At 67.5% G+C, this 18,593-nt stretch carries 20 protein-coding genes and 1 pseudogene; 15 read left to right on the top strand and 6 right to left on the bottom strand.

What is annotated here, in order from left to right; genetic code table 11:
* Window positions 1-11 precede the first annotated feature (11 nt).
* Together ACQ86A_RS02735 and ACQ86A_RS02730 are read right to left on the bottom strand one after the other, a co-directional pair.
* Window positions 12-1,061: a lipoate--protein ligase family protein gene (locus ACQ86A_RS02735; RefSeq protein WP_431279093.1), complete on the bottom strand. Its 1,050-nt coding sequence runs from the start codon at window positions 1,059-1,061 to the stop codon at window positions 12-14.
* 30 nt (window positions 1,062-1,091) lie between these two features.
* Entirely contained in the window at window positions 1,092-1,460 is a 369-nt protein-coding gene (locus ACQ86A_RS02730) for a DoxX family protein (RefSeq protein ID WP_431279092.1), read from the bottom strand.
* Between the two features lie 150 nt (window positions 1,461-1,610).
* Here ACQ86A_RS02730 and ACQ86A_RS02725 point away from each other — a divergent pair, with 150 nt between their 5' ends.
* Window positions 1,611-2,030, top strand: coding sequence for a winged helix-turn-helix transcriptional regulator (locus ACQ86A_RS02725; RefSeq protein WP_431279091.1), 420 nt, complete (start codon window positions 1,611-1,613; stop codon window positions 2,028-2,030).
* Between the two features lie 22 nt (window positions 2,031-2,052).
* On the opposite strand, the gene ACQ86A_RS02720 is transcribed toward ACQ86A_RS02725, so the two are convergent.
* On the bottom strand, window positions 2,053-2,901 hold the full coding sequence (locus tag ACQ86A_RS02720; RefSeq protein ID WP_431279090.1) for an alpha/beta fold hydrolase: 849 nt from the start codon (window positions 2,899-2,901) through the stop codon (window positions 2,053-2,055).
* Between the two features lie 72 nt (window positions 2,902-2,973).
* Between ACQ86A_RS02720 and ACQ86A_RS02715 the strand changes: the two genes are divergently transcribed.
* The 3 genes from ACQ86A_RS02715 (at window position 2,974) to ACQ86A_RS02705 (ending at window position 5,076) form a co-directional block, all read left to right on the top strand.
* The gene (locus ACQ86A_RS02715) at window positions 2,974-3,402 is read left to right on the top strand and encodes a MarR family winged helix-turn-helix transcriptional regulator (protein ID WP_431279089.1); all 429 of its coding nucleotides are present in this window, start codon (window positions 2,974-2,976) and stop codon (window positions 3,400-3,402) included.
* 5 nt (window positions 3,403-3,407) lie between these two features.
* Window positions 3,408-4,706: an MFS transporter gene (locus ACQ86A_RS02710; RefSeq protein ID WP_431279088.1), complete on the top strand. Its 1,299-nt coding sequence runs from the start codon at window positions 3,408-3,410 to the stop codon at window positions 4,704-4,706.
* Window positions 4,707-4,782: 76 nt separating this feature from the next.
* On the top strand, window positions 4,783-5,076 hold the full coding sequence (locus ACQ86A_RS02705) for a putative quinol monooxygenase (protein WP_431279087.1): 294 nt from the start codon (window positions 4,783-4,785) through the stop codon (window positions 5,074-5,076).
* A gap of 11 nt (window positions 5,077-5,087) precedes the next feature.
* Here the strand turns inward: ACQ86A_RS02705 and ACQ86A_RS02700 are convergent, their stop codons facing one another.
* Window positions 5,088-6,119, bottom strand: coding sequence for a LacI family DNA-binding transcriptional regulator (locus ACQ86A_RS02700; RefSeq protein WP_431279086.1), 1,032 nt, complete (start codon window positions 6,117-6,119; stop codon window positions 5,088-5,090).
* Between the two features lie 202 nt (window positions 6,120-6,321).
* On the opposite strand from ACQ86A_RS02700, the gene ACQ86A_RS02695 reads away from it, so the two are divergent.
* The 10 genes and pseudogenes from ACQ86A_RS02695 (at window position 6,322) to ACQ86A_RS02650 (ending at window position 16,510) form a co-directional block, all read left to right on the top strand.
* Window positions 6,322-7,893 carry a sugar ABC transporter ATP-binding protein gene (locus tag ACQ86A_RS02695; RefSeq protein WP_431279085.1) on the top strand — a complete coding sequence of 524 codons (1,572 nt, stop codon included), beginning with the start codon at window positions 6,322-6,324 and terminating at the stop codon, window positions 7,891-7,893.
* On the top strand, window positions 7,890-8,924 hold the full coding sequence (locus ACQ86A_RS02690) for an ABC transporter permease (protein WP_431279084.1): 1,035 nt from the start codon (window positions 7,890-7,892) through the stop codon (window positions 8,922-8,924). Before ACQ86A_RS02695 ends, ACQ86A_RS02690 begins: the two co-directional genes overlap by 4 nt.
* Window positions 8,921-9,967 (top strand): ABC transporter permease, encoded by a 1,047-nt coding sequence (locus ACQ86A_RS02685; protein ID WP_431279083.1) that lies wholly within the window; start codon window positions 8,921-8,923, stop codon window positions 9,965-9,967. Before ACQ86A_RS02690 ends, ACQ86A_RS02685 begins: the two co-directional genes overlap by 4 nt.
* Window positions 9,968-10,051: 84 nt before the next feature.
* Window positions 10,052-11,101 (top strand): rhamnose ABC transporter substrate-binding protein, encoded by a 1,050-nt coding sequence (rhaS, locus tag ACQ86A_RS02680; RefSeq protein ID WP_431279082.1) that lies wholly within the window; start codon window positions 10,052-10,054, stop codon window positions 11,099-11,101.
* A gap of 42 nt (window positions 11,102-11,143) precedes the next feature.
* Complete coding sequence (locus ACQ86A_RS02675) at window positions 11,144-11,506, top strand: L-rhamnose mutarotase (protein WP_431279081.1); 363 nt, start codon at window positions 11,144-11,146, stop codon at window positions 11,504-11,506.
* Entirely contained in the window at window positions 11,503-12,669 is a 1,167-nt protein-coding gene (gene rhaI / locus ACQ86A_RS02670) for an L-rhamnose isomerase (protein ID WP_431279080.1), read from the top strand. The genes ACQ86A_RS02675 and rhaI overlap by 4 nt, the downstream gene beginning before the upstream one ends.
* A pseudogene (locus ACQ86A_RS02665) lies at window positions 12,669-14,704 on the top strand (bifunctional aldolase/short-chain dehydrogenase). The gene rhaI and the pseudogene ACQ86A_RS02665 overlap by 1 nt, the downstream one beginning before the upstream one ends.
* On the top strand, window positions 14,701-15,345 hold the full coding sequence (locus tag ACQ86A_RS02660) for an FGGY family carbohydrate kinase (RefSeq protein ID WP_431279079.1): 645 nt from the start codon (window positions 14,701-14,703) through the stop codon (window positions 15,343-15,345). Before ACQ86A_RS02665 ends, ACQ86A_RS02660 begins: the two are co-directional and overlap by 4 nt.
* A complete protein-coding gene (locus tag ACQ86A_RS02655) occupies window positions 15,342-16,169 on the top strand; it encodes an FGGY-family carbohydrate kinase (protein WP_431279078.1) in 828 nt (275 codons plus the stop codon). Before ACQ86A_RS02660 ends, ACQ86A_RS02655 begins: the two co-directional genes overlap by 4 nt.
* Before the next feature lie 80 nt (window positions 16,170-16,249).
* The gene (locus ACQ86A_RS02650) at window positions 16,250-16,510 is read left to right on the top strand and encodes a glutaredoxin family protein (protein WP_431279077.1); all 261 of its coding nucleotides are present in this window, start codon (window positions 16,250-16,252) and stop codon (window positions 16,508-16,510) included.
* Between the two features lie 22 nt (window positions 16,511-16,532).
* On the opposite strand, the gene ACQ86A_RS02645 is transcribed toward ACQ86A_RS02650, so the two are convergent.
* Entirely contained in the window at window positions 16,533-16,682 is a 150-nt protein-coding gene (locus ACQ86A_RS02645) for a hypothetical protein (protein ID WP_431279076.1), read from the bottom strand.
* Between the two features lie 126 nt (window positions 16,683-16,808).
* A complete protein-coding gene (locus tag ACQ86A_RS02640) occupies window positions 16,809-17,435 on the bottom strand; it encodes an MBL fold metallo-hydrolase (protein ID WP_431279075.1) in 627 nt (208 codons plus the stop codon).
* A 116-nt stretch (window positions 17,436-17,551) separates the two neighbouring features.
* Here ACQ86A_RS02640 and ACQ86A_RS02635 point away from each other — a divergent pair, with 116 nt between their 5' ends.
* Entirely contained in the window at window positions 17,552-18,523 is a 972-nt protein-coding gene (locus ACQ86A_RS02635) for an aldo/keto reductase (protein WP_431279074.1), read from the top strand.
* Window positions 18,524-18,593 lie beyond the last annotated feature (70 nt).

Genomic DNA, 18,593 nt, shown 5'->3' with positions numbered 1-18,593 from the left:
GGCGCGGAGCGCTAAGGGACGCGGTTGAGCCACTCCTCGGTGCCGAACTTTTCGGCTACGAGTTTGTCGGCGGCGGCGTACTCCTCGGGGGTGATGTCGCCGGGGGTCGCTCCGTAGAGTTGGGTGAAGGTCTGCTTCATCCGGTCGATGATCTCCGCGCGGGTGAGGCCGGTCTGGCTGCGCAGCGGGTCCACGCGCTTGGCGGCGCTGGCGATGCCCTTGTCGCTGATCTTCTCGCGGCCGATCCGGAGCACCTCCGTCATCTTCTCGCCGTCCATGTCGTAGCTCATGGTCACGTGATGCAGCACAGCGCCGGAGCCGAGTCGCTTCTGCGCCGCACCGCCGATCTTGCCCTTCGGACTCGTGATGTCGTTGAGAGGCTGATAGAACGCGTCGATGCCGAGCGACTTGAGGGCGACGAGTACCCACTCGTCGAGAAACGCATAGCTGTCGGCGAAGCTCATCCCCTGCACGAGGTCCGACGGTGCGTAGATCGAGTACGTGATGACGGATCCCGCCTCCATGAACATCGCCCCGCCGCCCGAGATGCGGCGCACGACGTCGAAGCCGTACTTCTTCGCGTTCTCCGCGTCGACCTCGTTCTTGCGCGACTGGAAGCTGCCGATCACGACGGCCGGCTCATCCCACTCCCAGATGCGCAGGGTGGGCTGGCGGCGCCCCTCGCCGACCTCGGTCGCGAGCACCTCGTCCAGAGCCATCTGCTGCACCGGATGCACGGCCTTCGAGTGCACGATCTGCCAGTCGTAGTCGCGCCAGCTGGTCGCCCGCGCCAGCGATCGCCGGATCGCGACCGCCACCCCCTCCGGCGAGAACCCGAGCAGGATCGCGCCCTCGGGCAGCGCGCCCCTGACAGCCGCGGCGATGTCCGCTGCACTCGACTCGGCCGAGAGCCCGTTGACGGCCCCGTCGATCGCTTCGAGAGCCGAGTCGGGTTCGAGGAAGAAGTCTCCCGCGAGGTGGAAGTCAGCCAGCTTGCCGTCGACGACGTCGAGGTCTACGACGACCAGTTTGCCGCCGGGCACCTTGTATTCACCGTGCATGACTCCAGCCTAATTCGCCCGCCGCAGGTTTCAGCCGAGAAGGGCCACGAAGCCGAGCACGGCCGCAGTGAGCGCGAGCACTCCGAGCACGATCGCGGGAACAGCTGCCTCCTTGCGACGCACGTGCACGACCACGGCCCCGATCATCACGATCACGAGCGCCACGGCGGCGATCGGGCTCAGGATGGGCGCAATCCCGGTGAGCGGCGGCAGCACGAGCCCCAGCCCGCCCAGCACCTCGGCCAACCCGATGAGCTTCACGCTCGGGCCGGAGAAGTCGCCTGCCCAGGCCATTCCGGATGCGGCGAGCGCCTCCTGGGGGCGCGCCAGCTTGGTCAGCCCCGCGGCGAGGAAGACGAGTGCGGCGAGACCGGTGACGATCCAGAAGGCGATGAGCATGACGGTGGACTCTCCCAGGTGCGATGGTTACGATTTGTTCGTAACCACATGATGCGTCACTCAGACGACTCGCACAAAAGGCACATCGGTGTTCGTAACCACCACGCGAATCACCGCGGGAAGCACGACGGGAACCACACGGGAGCCACGATGACCACGTCGACGGATGCGCACGACCCCCTGACCGCGAGCCCGTACGAGCGCGCGTGCGAGTCCCACGCCGACGCCGATCACGGCCGCGCCGTGCGCGACGTGCTCACCCGCATCGGCGACAAGTGGTCGCTGCTCGTGATCGTGACCCTGCAGCACGGCACGCTGCGCTTCGGCGAGCTGCAGCAGCACATCCCGGGCATCTCACAGCGGATGCTGACGCTGACTCTGCGTCAGCTCGAGCGCGACGGCCTGGTCACGAGGACCGTGCACGCAGAGGTTCCGCCCCGGGTTCAGTACGAACTCACCACGGTCGGGGCGACCCTGATCGAACCCTCCCTCGCCCTCGCCACCTGGGCGATCGAGCACTACCCGTCGATCGAACGCAACCGGGTCGCGTACGACGGCCGGCTGCACTGACGCCGGGTCACCCAGCGCAAACTCAGACGCGCTCCGCGATCCTCCGCCCCAACCAGTCCGTCAGATCGGCCATGACCTCCGCCCGATTGGTCTCGTTGTAGACCTCATGCCGGGCACCCGGATACACGATCGTCGTCACATCCGTCAGCCCCGACCGTTCCCGATACGCGCGCTCGAGCCGCCGAGCACTGGCCTCACCGCCGAGCGGATCGTCTCCGCCGACCTGGATCAGCAACGGCAGATCGCGGGCGAGCCGTCGGGCGGGCCGCCCGAGCAGGCGGGCGGCGTCGACCGGCCCGAACAGTTTCGGCAGCGGGGTGAGGGTCGTGAGCGGGTCGTCGACGAACGCCTGCGCGACGGCCGGGTCGCGGCTCAGCCATTCCGCGCCGGTTGTGCCGAGGTGTGCGAAGCGCTTGTTGAGGTTGTAGCCGCTGTTCATCGAGCCGAGCATCCGGTAAGCCGTGCCCGAAGGCACCGCGGCGTCGTACTCGTCCGAGTGCTCGTTGAGGATCATCTGCGCGGCGAGCGAACCCCAGCTGTGACCGAAGAGCACGAGCGGGAGGTCGGCATTCTCGCGCCGGATCAGGCGGCTGAACTCGTGCATCCCGGCCACAGCCGCACGCACACCGCCCTCGCCGAGCCGGCCGAGTTTCTCGGCATCGCTCCACTGCGCCATGCCCGTTCTGCCGTGCCCGCGGTGGTCGTCGACGTACACCGTGTATCCCGCGGCGTTGAGGTGATCGACGAGCGCACGGTACCGGCCACCGTGTTCGCCGACGCCGTGCGCGACCTGGACGACGGCCCGCGGAGTGTCCACCGGCCAGTGGTCGTAGGTGATCGCGATTCCCTGGGCGTCCGTGAAGGTAGGCACGCGCTCATTCTGGCCCACCGCATCGCTCACCGGGATTTATTTAGCGTGGCTAATTTGATAGGCTAACTATGTATGCCACAGCTCACCACTCACGATCTCAGCACAACGCTCAGGATCGCCGTCGCCCGCCTCTCGCGCCGCTTGCGCGCCGAGAAGGCCGACCACGAGCTCAGCGACACCCAGACCTCGGCCCTCGCCTTCGTCGTGCGCGAGGGCGCCGGCACCATCGGGCAGCTCAGCGACCACGAGCGGGTCAAGCCGCCGTCGATGAACCGCACGGTCAACCACCTCGAGGCCGCCGGCTATGTGCAGCGCACCCCCGACCCCGACGACGGCCGCAAGGTCGTGGTGGTCGCGACGGATGCGGGGCGAGAGCTGATCGCCGAAACTCGCCGTCGCAGAGACGCGTGGCTGCACAAGCGCCTCCGCACGCTCACCAAGGAGCAGCGCGACACGCTCGCCGAGGCCGCGGCGATCATGCGAGAGCTGGCCGACTCTTGAGCGCGATGTTCCGGTCGCTCTCCGGAGTGAACTACCGCATCTGGGCGGGCGGTGCGATCGTCTCCAATGTCGGCACCTGGATGCAGCGCACGGCCCAGGACTGGATCGTGCTCACCCAGCTCACCCACAACAACGCGGCTGCGGTCGGTTTCGTGATGGCGCTCCAGTTCGCGCCTGCCCTTCTGCTCCTTCCGGTCACCGGCTGGGCCGCCGACCGCCTCGATCGCCGCAAGTTGCTGATGTTCACCCAGGGGGCCATGGGCGCCTTGGGTCTCGGCCTCGGGATCCTGACCGTCACGGGGGTCGTCCAGCTCTGGCACGTCTACGTGTTCGCGCTGTTGCTCGGTTGCGTCGCCGCCTTCGACGCGCCTGCCCGCCAGACGTTCGTCTCCGAACTCGTCGCCGGCCCCAATCTCTCGAACGCCGTCGCGCTCAACTCGGCTTCGTTCAACGCCGCGCGCCTGATCGGGCCCGCCGTGGCCGGTCTGCTCGTCGCGGTGGTCGGCGCCGGTTGGGTGTTCCTCATCAACGCGGCGACCTTCGGCGCGGTGCTGCTCTCGCTCAAGTTCCTGCGCACCGAGAAGCTCTACCGTTCGGAGCGCGCGAGCAAGAAGCGCGGCGGCCTGGTCGAGGGCTTCCGCTACGTTCGGCGCCGCCCCGACATCATGGTCATCCTGGTGATGGTGTTCCTCATCGGCACCTTCGGCCTCAACTTCCCGATCTTCATCTCGACGATGTCGGTCAGCGTCTTCCACAAGGGCGCGGGCGAGTTCGGGCTGCTCTCCTCGATCATGGCCATCGGCTCAGTGGTCGGCGCGCTGCTCTCGGCACGCAGAGAGCGACCTCGAGTCGCCTTGCTGTTCGCCGGCGCTGCCTTCTTCGGTGTGGGATGCGCGATCGCCGCCGTCATGCCCGAGTACTGGCTGTTCGCCCTCGCGCTGATCATCATCGGCGTCTCCTCGCAGACGCTCATGACCACGGCGAACGGAACCGTGCAAATGAGCACCGACCCGCAGCTCCGCGGCCGCGTGATGGCCATCTACATGGCGATCTTCATGGGCGGAACCCCGATCGGCGCTCCGATCGTCGGTTGGGTGGCCGACACGTTCGGCCCGCGCTGGGCGCTCGGCGTCGGGGCCGCCTCGGGCTTCGCTGCTGCACTGGTCGGCGTCTTCTACCTCATCAAGTACCGCAACCTCCGCTTCCGTATGCAGGCCTGGCGGCCACGACTGACCTTCGACGCCCGCGAAGAGGTGCGCGAAGAGCTCGCAGACACCGAGGCGACAGCGGCCCGCGCATCCTGAACCCGGATGCGGGTGCTACGGTGCCGATGACGTCCGCCGCCGCCCGGTGACGGAGTCGACGCGGAAGGAGAGACGGATGTCCGTCACCTCACTGTTCGACCTGCGGTTCGCACCGGATCATCTCGAAGACGGACCGACCGCTCTCGTCGAAGTGCTGAAGCAGACCCGCACCTTCGACGGATGCATCGGGGTCGAGATCATCACCGATGTCGACGACCCCGCCCACGCCATCGCGATCGAGCACTGGGAGTCCATCGAGCACGACAACGCCTACCGCGCCTGGCGTGCCGGGGACGGAGCCTCGCACTTGGGCACTTATCTGGAGGGACCGGCGAAACTGACCCGCTTCGTGGATGTCACGGCCCTCTGATCCGGAGCCGGTTATAAAGTCGTGACGCCCGCGGACACTGCCGCGCCGGTGCTCTGACGCACGACGAGCTCGGGCTGGTAGACGATCTGGCGCGGGGGCAGCGTTGGGTCCTCGGCCTCTTCGAGCAGGATCTCCACCGCCGTCTCGCCGATGAGCACGCTGGGCTGCCGGATGGACGAGAGCGGCACGACAGCCGCGCTCGCGAACCCGATGTCGTCGTAGCCGATCAACCCGACCTCGTCGGGAACGTGCATCGACGCCTGCTCCATCGCCTGCAGCAGTCCCATGGCGAGCAGGTCGTTCGCTGCGAAGATCCCGTCGGGGCGCGACTCGGGCGGCCGGGCGGCGAGCGAGCGTCCGGCTTCGCGCCCTTCGGCGACCGTGAGGGCTCCCACAGGCACCACTTCGAGCGTGGCTCCCGGATGCGCGGCCACGGCCCGGCGGGCACCCTCCAACCGGTCGACGACCTGGCGGATCTCGGTCGGTCCACCGACGTAGGCGATGCGGCGGCGGCCGGTGTCGAGCAGGTGTGCGGCCGCCAGTTCCCCGCCGGCCTCGTCGTCGACGGACACCGAGCTGAAGGTCGAGTCCGCGCTCGTGCGGTCGACCAGGACGGCAGGGATGCCCCGCTCGCGCAATCGACGCAACCTCGGGATGATGTTGCCGAACGGGGACACGAGCACGCCGTGCATCCGCTGTTCCTCGAAGAGGTCGAGATAGGCGGACTCCCGCTCCGCTTTCTCGTCACTGTTGCCCAGGATGATCGACAGGCCCTCGGCAGCGGCCCTCGCCTCCGCGCCGCGAGCGAGGTCGGTGAAGAAGGGGTTGGCGACATCGAGGATGATGAGACCGAGGGCGCGGCTCCGGCCGGCTCGCAGTTGGCGGGCTGCATCATTGCGCACGAACCCGAGTTTCTCGATGGCGGAATGCACCTTGTCGACCGTGGTCTCTGCGACTTTCTCGGGCCGGTTGAGCACATTCGAGACGGTGCCGACCGATACGCCTGCAAGAGCAGCGACGTCGCGTACGCTCACCGAGGGCATGGCCACCACCTTCCAGGTTCTGGTCGCGGCAGGGCCGCCGCATGAACGACAGTGTACGTCAAGAATTGATATCTGAATCGTTTTAATGCAGTCTTGACGGCAGCGATCGTCGGTCATAGAGTGCTGGCAGGTCAGTTCAATTAAAACGTTTCAGCACGGCCGGCATGCGACGGCCCTCGACGGGGAGGCTCAGGTTTCGTCAATGTCGACAGACCAAACACCCATCGGTGGAAGCAAGGCGGAGCCGCCCGAAGCCCCCTCGACAGCGCTCTCGCCAGCGGTGCTCGAGCTCCGCAAGGTGGCCAAGTCCTTCGGCAGCGTCGTCGCGCTCAAGTCGGCCGATCTCACGGTGCGCCAGGCGTCGATCCACGCGCTGGTCGGCGAGAACGGCGCCGGTAAATCCACTCTCGTCAAGATCGTCGCCGGGCTCTACCAACGCGACTCCGGGGAGCTGCTCTTTCGCGGCGAATCCGTCGACTTCTCGAGCACCGCCGCTGCGAAGGCCGCCGGGATCGCCGTGATCTACCAGGAGCCCACGTTGTTCCCCGACCTCTCGGTCACCGAGAACATCTTCATGGGCCGGCAGCCCACCGATCGTCTCGGACGCATCGATCGCAAGAAGATGAAGGCCGAGGCCCGCGCGATCTTCTCCCGCCTGGCCGTCTCCATCGATCCGGATCGTCTCGCGGAGGGCCTGTCGATCGCCGATCAGCAGATCATCGAGATCGCCAAGGCCATCTCCCTTGATGCGCGCCTTCTGATCATGGACGAGCCGACCGCCGCTCTCTCCGGCGTCGAGGTCGATCGCTTGTTCTCGGTGGCGCGCAGCCTGCGCGACGAAGGTCGCGGCATCGTCTTCATCTCGCACCGGTTCGACGAGGTGTTCGCGCTCTGCGACACCATCACGGTCATGCGCGACGGGGCATACATCTCCACGGATGCCACACGCGACGTCTCCGAGGACGAGATCGTCCGGCGCATGGTCGGCCGTGACGTCACGGACCTCTTTCCCAAGCAGGAAGCCACGATCGGCGAAGAGCTGCTCGTCGTCGAAGGAATCTCGTTGTCGGGCGTGTTCCACGACATCAGCTTCTCGGTGCGGTCCGGCGAGATCGTCGCCCTGGCCGGACTGGTGGGCGCGGGCCGCAGCGAGATCGCTCGCGCCGTCTTCGGCGTCGACGGATACCAGACCGGTTCCGTGCGCGTCGACGGGAGGAGCATCCCGAAACGCAACCCGGCCGCGGCCATGTCAGCCGGGCTCGCGCTCGTTCCCGAGGATCGCAGGCGCCAGGGACTCATCCTCGAGACGTCTGTCGCCCGCAACACCACCCTCGCGATCCGCAAGAAGCTGGCGAAGTTCGGGTTCATCCGAAATGCGAGCGAGAACAGTGCCGCACGGGAATGGTCTGCACGACTGCAGGTGAAGACTGCTGCACTCGACACGCTCGCAGGCACGCTGAGCGGCGGCAATCAGCAGAAGGTCGTGTTAGGCAAGTGGCTCGCCACGGACCCGCGCGTACTCATCATCGACGAGCCCACTCGAGGTATCGATGTCGGCACGAAAGCAGAAGTGCACCGCCTCACGTCCGAGCTGGCGGGCCGCGGGATCGGCATCCTCATGATCTCCTCGGAGCTGCCGGAAGTGCTCGGCATGGCCGACCGCATCCTCGTGGTGCGTGAGGGCCGCATCACCGCGGAGTTCAGCCGAGCGGAGGCGACGGCGGAGAACGTCATGTACGCCGCCACCCATGAGGCGGAAGGAGCGACGAAATGACCACGCTCCAGACCGACGACCCGCGCACGAACGTCGTCGCCCGCGGCCTCCGCACGTTCTTCGGGGCGAGGGAGACCGGCATCCTGATCGCGCTGATCGCGGTCATCGCGATCACCACGGCGGTGAACCCGAGCTTCTTGTTCAGCACCGACGGCTGGCGCGATCTGCTGCTGACGCCGTCGATCCTGGTGCTCGTCGCCGTCGGGCAGGCGATGGTGATCATCACCCGGAGCGTCGACCTGTCCGTCGGCTCGGTCGTCGGGCTCACGGCCTACTTGACGGGACGCCTCTTCATCGACGTGCCGGGCATCCCGATCATCGCCGTCTTCCTCATCGGCGCTCTCGCAGGAGGTTTCCTCGGCCTGATCAACGGTGCGCTCGTCGCCTTCGGCAAGGTGCCCGCTCTCGTCATCACCCTCGGAACCCTGTACGTGTATCGAGGGATCAACGTGCTCTGGGCGGGAGGAAACAGGATCAACGCCAGCGATCTGCCGAGCGACTTCCTCAACCTCGGCACCAACTCGTTCCTGGGCATCCCGTACCTCACGATCTTGGCGCTCGTCGTCGTGCTCATCGCGGGCTGGTACATGCGCAACAAGCGCGGCGGCCGCGAACTGTATGCGATCGGGTCCGACCCGGAGGCGGCCGAGCTGTACGGCTTGAAGGTGACCCAGCGCATCCTGGTCGCCTTCGTGCTCTGCGGAGCCCTCGCAGGTCTTGCCGGCGTGCTGTTCTCGGCCCGCTACGGAACCACCAACTCGCAGACCGGAACCGGCCTCGAACTACAGGCCGTCGGCGCGGCCGTGATCGGTGGTGTCGCCATCTTCGGCGGCAGCGGTTCGGTGTACGGCGCCGCGATCGGCGCGATGCTGTTGCTCACGATCAACCGGGCGCTGCCCATCCTCGGCATCCAGGACTTCTGGCAGCAGGCCGTGGTCGGCGTGCTCATCATCGGCGCCATCGTGCTCGACCGCGTACTAGCGCTCCGGCTGTCCAGAAGGCTCGTGGCCGAGAGGGAGGTCGAGAAGTGACCAGCATCGACGTCTCCAAAGAAGTAAGCCCCGCGGCGGCTCGCGTCTACGTGGACTACGGGCGGCCGGCCTGGCAGCGCTGGCTGCTCTCCCGCGAGTCCGCCGTGATCGCCGGGCTCATCGTCGTGGCCATCGTCGCCAGTCTTGTCGTTCCCAACTTCGGCACGACGACGACGCTCGGATTCCTGCTGCTCGACGCCACGCCCATCCTGCTCATCGCGTTGCCGATGACGCTCGTGATCGTGAGCGGCGAGATCGACCTCTCGGTCGCCAGCACGCTCGGTCTCAGCAGCGTGACCCTGGGTGTGCTCACCAAAGCAGGCTGGCCGATCGAGGCGGCGATGGTCGTCTGCCTCGTCGTCGGGCTTGTCGCGGGAGCGATCAACGGATTCCTCGTCACAGTCGTCGGTCTCCCATCGCTCGCGGTGACCATCGGCACACTCGCCCTCTATCGCGGCATTGCCGTCGGGCTGCTCGGCACGACGGCGATCACCGACTTCCCGCTCTTCTGGCAGACGCTCGTGCAGTCGCGGATAGGCCAGACCGGCATACCCCTCGTGATGGTCCTCGTCCTGGTGCTGATCATCGTCTTCGCGGTTCTCCTCCACTTCACGCCGTACGGACGCGGCTTGTTCGCGCTCGGCCTGAGCAAGGACACGGCTGCGTTCTCGGGCGTCAACGTCAACCGCACGAAGTTCATCGCCTTCTTGCTCACCGGACTCGTCTCGGCGCTCGCAGGAATCTATTGGACGCTGCGCTACGGCAGCGCCCGCGGCGACAACGCGATCGGCCTGGAGCTCTCCGTGATCGCGGCAGTCCTGCTCGGCGGTGTCTCGATCTTCGGCGGCAAGGGCGCGCTGCACGGGGTCATCGCGGGCGTGCTGCTCATCGGAGTGCTGCAGAGCGCGCTCCGGCTCGCCAACGTGAGCTCGGACGCCATCAACATCATCACGGGCGTGCTCCTCATCGTGTCCGTCCTGTCCCCCCGCGTCGTCGGCTGGATACGTGCGAGTCGCGCATCCCGTCGGCGATCTCGAACCTGACCGGCTCGGGGCCCTCCGCAAGCAGTCCCACCACGACTCAGCACCACAAGCAGCACCAGCAGTCATCCATCGAAAGGAACAAAGATGTTGCCTCACACCACCAGCCGGAAGGCGCTCAAACGCGCCCTCGGAATCGGCGCCGGCATCGTCGCCCTCGCCCTCGTCGCGACGGGGTGCTCGAGCAGCGGCTCCGGCGGCGGATCGACCTCCGGCGGAGACAAGAACTACAAGATCACCTTCCTGCCCAAGAACCTCGGCAACCCGTACTTCGACACCTCGGACAAGGGTGGCCAGACGGCCGTCAAATCGTTCGGTGGCACGTACAACCAGGTCGGCCCATCGACCGCCACCGCCGACGCTCAGGTGAGCTACATCAACACACTCACCCAGCAGGGCGTCGGTGCGATCGTGCTCTCGGCCAACGACCCGACCGCTCTCGGCAGCGCCCTGACTCAAGCCAAGGCCTCCAACGTCAAGATCGTCACCTTCGACTCAGACACCGACCCGAAGTTCCGCGACGTGTTCGTCAACCAGGCGACCGCGGAGGGCATCGCCAAGGTGCAGGTCGACACGATCACCAAGGAGATCGGCGACAGCGGCGAGATCGCCATCCTGTCGGCCTCCGCCAATGCGACCAACCAGAACGCCTGGATCGACCTGATGAAGAAGGACCTCGAGGCGAACCACCCGAACGTCAAGCTCGTCGACACCGTGTACGGCAACGACGACGACCAGACCTCGTTCGACAAGACGGCGGCGCTGCTCCAGTCCCACCCGGACCTCAAGGGCATCGTGTCGCCGACGACGGTCGGTATCGCCGCCGCCGCGCGATATCTGTCGACCTCGGCGTTCAAGGGCAAGGTCAAGCTCACCGGTCTCGGCACGCCGAACCAGATGCGTGAATTCGTCAAAGACGGAACGGTCGACGAGTTCGCCCTGTGGAACCCCGAAGACCTCGGCTACCTGGCCGCGTTCACGGCCAAGGCTCTGATCGACGGAACCATCACCGGAAAGAAGGGCGACTCCTTCGAAGCAGGCAAGCTCGGCACCTTCAAGGTCGGCGACAACGCCACCGTCCTCCTCGGCGACCCGTTCGTCTTCAACAAGGACAACATCGACAAGTTCAACTTCTAGCCAGAACCTGCCCGACCGACACCGACCCCCTAAGGACATCCCATGCAACGCGCGTGCTTCCGGCTACAGGTGCGGCCAGACCGCCTCGCCGAGTACCGCGAGCGTCACGCCGCCGTCTGGCCCGAGATGCTCGCTGCCCTTGAAGGGACGGGCTGGGACAACTACTCCCTCTTCCTCGCCGATGACGGCCTGCTCATCGGCTACGTCGAGGCCACCGACAGCATCGCCGAGGCGCAGGCCCGGATGGCGCTCACCGATGTGAACGCCCGCTGGCAGGCCGAGATGAACCAGTTCTTCGAAGGGCTCGACGGGTCGGCACCCGACGAGGGCTTCGATCTCCTCCCCGAGATCTTCCATCTCGAGGACCAGCTCACCACCACGAAACGAATGACGGACGAATCATGACTGCCTTCTCATCCATCGCCCCTCTGCTCGAACAGCAGGCGATCGAACTCCCCTCCTGGGCGTTCGGAAACTCCGGAACCCGCTTCAAGGTGTTCGGCTCGGCCGGGACCCCGCGCGATCCCTACGAGAAGATCTCGGATGCCGCCCAGGTGCAGAAGCACACCGGCCTCGCCCCGTCCGTCGCCCTGCACATCCCGTGGGACCTGGTCGACTCGTACTCCGATCTGAAGAAGCACGCCGAAGACAACGGCGTCGAGCTCGGGACGATCAACTCGAACACGTTCCAGGACGACGACTACAAGCTGGGCTCGGTCACGCACTCCGACCCGCGCATCCGTCAGAAGGCGATCGACCACCACTTCGCGTGCATCGACGTAATGAACGAGACCGGCTCGCGCGACCTCAAGATCTGGCTCGCCGACGGCACGAACTACCCGGGGCAGGATGACATGCGCGCCCGGCAGGACCGCCTCACCGACTCGCTGCAGCAGATCTACGCCCGCCTCGGCGACGACCAGCGGCTCGTGCTCGAGTACAAGTTCTTCGAGCCGGCGTTCTACCACACGGATGTTCCCGACTGGGGAACCAGCTACGCCCAGGTCGCCGCGCTCGGCGACAAGGCGATGGTCTGCCTCGACACCGGACACCACGCCCCAGGCACGAACATCGAGTTCATCGTGATGCAGCTGCTGCGCCTCGGAAAGCTCGGCTCCTTCGACTTCAACTCGCGGTTCTATGCCGACGACGACCTCATCGTGGGCGCGGCCGACCCGTTCCAGCTGTTCCGCATCCTGAGCGAGGTGATCCGCGGCGGCGGCTACGGCCCCGACTCGGGCGTCGCCTTCATGCTCGACCAGTGCCACAACATCGAGAAGAAGATCCCGGGCCAGATCCGCTCGGTGCTGAACGTTCAGGAGATGACCGCCCGTGCACTGCTGATCGACCAGGATGCGCTGGCCGCCGCCCAGGCCGAAGGCGACGTTCTCGGCGCCAACGGCATCCTGATGGACGCGTTCTACACCGACGTTCGCCCCGACCTCGCCGCCTGGCGTGAGTCGCGCGGCCTGCCCGCCGACCCGATGGCCTCGTACAAGGCCTCGGGATACCAGGAGAAGATCGAAGCCGACCGCGTCGGCGGAACCCAAGCCGGATGGGGAGCCTGATGACCAACCCGACCGTTGCCGCGCTGATCGCGCGCTCCAACCGCCTGGGCGCAGACCCGAAGAACACGAACTACGCCGGCGGCAACACGTCGGCCAAGGGCTCCGAGACCGACCCGGTCACCGGTGAGCCGGTCGAACTGCTGTGGGTCAAGGGCTCCGGCGGCGACCTCGGCACGCTGAAGGAGGGCGGCCTGGCCGTGCTCCGTCTCGACCGCCTCCGTGCACTCGTTGACGTCTATCCGGGCGTCGACCGCGAAGACGAGATGGTGGCTGCCTTCGACTACACCCTGCACGGCAAGGGCGGTGCGGCTCCGTCGATCGACACGGCCATGCACGGCCTGGTGGATGCGGCCCACGTCGACCACCTGCATCCCGACTCCGGCATCGCGATTGCGACGGCAGCCGACGGCGAGCGTTTGACCGCTGAGGCGTTCGGCGGCAAGGTCGTCTGGGTTCCATGGCGTCGCCCCGGCTTCCAGCTCGGCCTCGACATCGCTGCGATCAAGGCGGCGAATCCGGATGCCATCGGCACCGTCCTCGGCGGCCACGGCATCACCGCGTGGGGCGACACCAGCGAGGAGGCCGAGGCCAACTCGCTGTGGATCATCGAGACCGCCGCCGCGTACATCGCCGAGCACGGGCGCCCCGAACCTTTCGGTCCCGGCTTGGCCGGTTGCGAGCCTCTGCCTCAGGATGAGCGGCGCGCGAAAGCGGCCGCCCTCGCTCCGCACCTGCGCGCAATCGCGTCGACCGATCGCCCGCAGGTCGGCCACTTCAGCGATGCGGACGTCGTGCTCGACTTCCTGGCCGCCGCGGAGCACCCCGGCTCGCCGCCCTCGGCACCAGCTGCCCCGACCACTTCCTGCGCACCAAGATCAAGCCGCTCGTGCTCGACCTCCCCGCGGACGCATCGATCGAGGACTCAGTCGCGCGACTCGAGGAGCTGCACGAGCAGTACCGGGCCGACTACCAGGCGTACTACGACCGCCACGCGACACCCGACTCCCCCGCCATCCGCGGTGCGGACCCGGCCATCGTGCTGATCCCCGGCGTCGGGATGTTCTCCTACGGCGCGAACAAGCAGACCGCCCGAGTCGCCGGCGAGTTCTACATCAACGCCATCAACGTGATGCGCGGGGCGGAAGCCCTCTCGACGTACGCCCCGATCGACGAGGCGGAGAAGTTCCGCATCGAGTACTGGGCACTCGAGGAGGCCAAGCTGCAGCGGCTACCCAAGCCGAAGCCGCTCGCCTCACGCATCGCGCTCGTCACTGGTGCGGCATCCGGAATCGGCAAGGCGATCGCCACCCGACTCGCCGCCGAGGGCGCGTGCGTCGTCATCGCCGACCTCGACCTCGAGAAGGCGCAGGCCGCTGCCGCCGAACTGGGCAACACGGATGTGGCGATCGGCATCAAAGCAGACGTCACCGATGAGCGCGCAGTCGCCGCCGCTGTCGAGGCCACACTGCTCGCGTTCGGCGGGCTCGACCTCGTGGTCAACAACGCAGGGCTCTCGCTCTCGAAGTCGCTGCTCGACACGACCGTCGCCGACTGGGATCTGCAGCACAACGTGATGGCGAAGGGCTCGTTCCTGGTCTCACGTGCCGCTGCCCGGGTGCTGATCGACCAGAAGCTCGGTGGCGACATCGTCTACATCTCTTCGAAGAACTCGATCTTCGCCGGCCCGAACAACATCGCGTACTCGGCGACGAAGGCCGACCAGGCGCATCAGGTGCGTCTGCTCGCGGCCGAGCTCGGCGAGTACGGTGTGCGTGTGAACGGGATCAACCCTGACGGTGTCGTGCGCGGCTCCGGCATCTTCGCCGGCGGCTGGGGCGCGAAGCGAGCCGCCGTCTACGGCGTGCCCGAGGAAGAGCTGGGCCAGTACTACGCCCAGCGCACGCTGCTGAAGCGCGAGGTGCTCCCGGAGCACGTCGCCAACGCGGTGTTCGTGCTCTGCACCTCGGACCTCGACCACACCACCGGTCTGCACATCCCGGTCGACGCCGGCGTGGCTGCCGCCTTCCTGCGATGAGCGAGACCGGGGCCGTCGCGGCGGTCGACCTCGGCGCCACCAGCGGGCGGGTGATGCTCGGCCGGGTCGGTCCGAACACCCTCGAACTGACCGAGGTCGCGCGCTTCCTCAACACCCCCGTGCGGCTCTGGAACGGCTCGCGAGCCGCCCTGCACTGGGATGCCGTGGGCCTGTACTCGGCGGCGGTTCAGGGACTCGCGGCGGCGGTGCGCGCCGAGCCGGGCATCCGGAGCATCGGAGTGGACGCGTGGGCCGTCGACTACGGACTGCTGTCGAGTGGTCGGCTGCGCGGCATCCCGCACCACTACCGCGACGAGCGCAGCGAGCGCGGGGTCGAAGCGGTGCACCGGATCGCCGACCCTACTGAGCTCTACCAGCAGAACGGGCTGCAGTTCCTGCCCTTCAACAGCCTGTACCAGTTCACGGCCGACGCCGAGGACGGGCTGCTTCAGGATGCGGACACCGCGCTCCTCATCCCCGACCTGGTCGCCTACTGGTTGACCGGGCGACGGGTCGCCGAGCGGACCAACGCGTCCACGACCGGGCTCCTCACGCTGGACGGAGAGTGGAACGACGCGCTGATCGAGCGGCTGGGGCTCCCGCGGGGATCCTCCCGGAGCTCGTCGATCCAGGCGAGGTGATCGGGTCGCTGCTCCCTGCGGTCGCCGCCGAGCTGCGGCTGCCCGCCGGGTCCGGTTCGGGCCGGGGTTCAGCCGCCGGCCCGGTCGTCACGGCGGTCGGATCCCACGACACCGCTTCCGCCGTGCTCGCCGTGCCCATGCGCCCCGAATCGGCAGCGTACATCTCCTGCGGAACCTGGGGTCTCGTCGGGGTCGAACTCGACCACCCTGTGCTCAGTGAGGCCGGACGTCTCGCGAACGTGACCAACGAGCGGGCGGTTGGCGGGCGCATCCGGTACCTGCACAACGTCATGGGGCTCTGGCTGCTGAGCGAGTCGCTGCGCACCTGGCAGGCGCGGGGCGAGGATGCCGAGCTCGCGTCTCTGCTTGAGCGTGCGGCGCAGCCCGGGGTGCCGTTCACGCTGTTCGACGCGGAGGATCCCCGCTTTCTCGCGCCCGGCGATATCCCCGCGCGGATTGCGGACTGGTGCCGCGAGCACGATCAGCCGGCGCCCACGGATCACGTCTCGATTGTCCGCAGCATCATCGAGAGCCTCGCCGAAGCGCTCGCGTCGACCGTACATCAGGTGGCCTCGCTGGCCGGCGTCCCGGTCGAGACGGTGCACGTCGTCGGCGGCGGCGCTCGCAACACTCTCCTGTGCCGCGCGGTCGCCGACCGTTCGGGCCTGCCTGTCGTCGCCGGTCCTGTCGAGGCCACCGCGATCGGGAACGTCCTCGTTCAGGCAGGCGCTGTCGGTCTGACGGATGCGTCGCCCGAGGCTCTCCGTGCGCTGGTCGCCGCGACCTTCCCGCCCACCCGATACGAGCCGACCGCCCGCCGCTAGCCCCTGCGGCTGCGGCTGCGGCGTGCGACTGCGGCGGTCACCTGGGAACGGCACCCAGAGACGCCGGTTAGGCTCGACGGATGACTTCGACTCCCGAAACCTTCGACCGTGTGACGATGTTCGGCGCCGACTGGTGCCGCGACTGCCGCCGCTCCAAGGCCCTCTTCGAGCGGCTCGGCACCGAGTTCGACTACGTCGACCTTGAGGCCGTTCAGGATGGCGCCGAGCGCGCGAAGGCCATCAGCGGCCGCACGAACATCCCCGTCATCGTCTTCCCCGACGGCGCACATCTCGTCGAGCCCACCGACGCCGAGCTCGAAGACGCCCTCGCAGCGCGCTGACCTTCTGCTTTAATTCTGCCCGTTACGGCTCGTCGTCTTCGTCGTCCGGGTCGTAGCGTTCGGGTTCGATGACGCCGTCTGCGTCATATGGCCCTACACCGCGCCCCTCCGCCAGTTCGTCGACGTCGAACGCCTCCGGCTCATCGAACGCATCGTCCCTCGGGTCGCTCATCGCGCTCTCCTCCCTGCTCTCCAGCGAGTCCACACATCGGCGCCGTCGCCGACACCCCGCACGCTAGCCGCGCATCCGTCGCGCCGCCAGCCCTGAGGGTCTATCGACTCGTGCGAAAACCGCGCGTCAGCCGGCGACGAGCCGATCGGGCTTCCCGTGCCCGGGGCACACGAGCCGCGGGTGCAGTGACTCGATCAGCGCCGTGGTCGCGAGTGCCGCATCCTTGTCGCTGATCAAGAAGCCGGGAAGCTGTCGCAGCCGCCCGCCCCGCACCATCACAGCGTCCCCGACGAACACGACACCGTGCCAGGTCAGGATCAGATGCCCGGGCGTGTGCCCCGGCGCCGGCAGCGCCGAGAGACCCGGAATGATCGACGTCTCACCATCGATCTCCCGCAGCGACGCAGGGGGCGCCGTCGGGTTGACCTTCTTCATCATCCGACGCGCGCGCGTGGGCGGCTCGACCTCCCGGCGCAGGATGGCCGCATCCGCGCGCCCGATCCACACTGTGACGCCGAGCGCATCCTGAATCGCCGGGGCCGCGCCCGAGTGGTCGGGGTCGTAGTGCGTGAGCACCACATCCGTCACCCGAGGGATCTTGCTGTGCGCACCGGCCAGCTCGGCGAGGACTGCCTTGGCTCCGGATGCGAGACCCGGGTCGATCAGCACGCTGCGATCCGAACCGGCCACGAGATACCCGTGGGCACCGGCGGTCTTGTCGAGGGCGTAGACGTTTTCGGTGAGCTCGCGCATACGTCCAGCATCCCACCACCGAAACTGGGAAGCAGCCCCGACTCAGAGCCCGCTGTGCACAATGCCATTCACACCTCCTGTTGGACATCTGACTCGACCGGGCGGAGGCTGGCGGTATGGAGTACACACACCTCGGCCGTTCCGGCCTCGTCGTCTCGCGTCTCGCCCTCGGCACCATGAACTTCGGGCCGCAGACGAGCGAAGAGGATTCGCACGCGATCATGGATGCCGCCCTCGACTACGGCATCAACTACTTCGACAGCGCCAACGTCTACGGCCAGCACAAGGGCCGCGGCGCCACCGAGTCGATCATCGGCGACTGGTTCGCCAAGGGCGACGGCCGCCGCGAGAAGACCGTGCTCGCGACCAAGCTCTACGGCAACATGGGCGACTGGCCGAACGAGGGCAAGCTGTCGGCGTTGAACATCCGCCGGGCACTGGATGCGAGCCTCGCCCGCTTGAAGACCGACCACATCGACATCTACCAGTTCCACCACGTCGACCGGGAGACCCCCTGGGACGAGATCTGGCAGGCGATGGAGGTCGCGGTCGCGCAGGGCAAGATCCTCTACGCGGGCTCCAGCAACTTCGCCGGTTGGCACATCGCCACCGCGCAGGCGGAGGCCCGCCGCCGCAACTACACCGGTCTCGTCAGCGAGCAGTCGATCTACAACCTGCTCACGCGCCAGGTCGAGCTCGAGGTGCTGCCCGCCGCTCAGGCGAACGGCGTCGGAGTGATCGCCTGGTCGCCGCTGCAGGGAGGCCTGCTCGGCGGCGTCATCCGCAAGCAGAACGAGGGCAAGCGTCGCCTCGAAGGTCGCGCTGCCGACACACTTGCGACCCACCGCAGTGCGATCGAGGCCTACGAGGCGTTCGCCGACGAGCTCGGCCACGAGCCCGGAGACATCGCGCTCGCCTGGCTGCTGCACCAGCCCGCGGTCACCGCCCCGATCATCGGCCCGCGCACCGGCGAGCAGCTGGATGCGGCCGTTCGCGCGCTCGACGTCAAGCTCGACGCCGCGGCGCTCGCCCGGCTCGACGAGATCTTCCCCGGGCACAAGACCGCGCCGGAGCACTACGCGTGGTGATCCGCGCATCCTGAGCGCGATGTCTCGCTGAGCACCTCTGAACCCCGACTCCGAACTCCCGAAGACCCCC

The sequence above is a fragment of the Leifsonia poae genome (assembly GCF_050632195.1).
In the GTDB taxonomy this organism is placed as follows: Bacteria; Actinomycetota; Actinomycetes; order Actinomycetales; family Microbacteriaceae; genus Leifsonia; species Leifsonia poae_C.
Note: the sequence above shows the minus strand (reverse complement) of the source record. Positions and strands in the feature narration are given on the sequence as shown.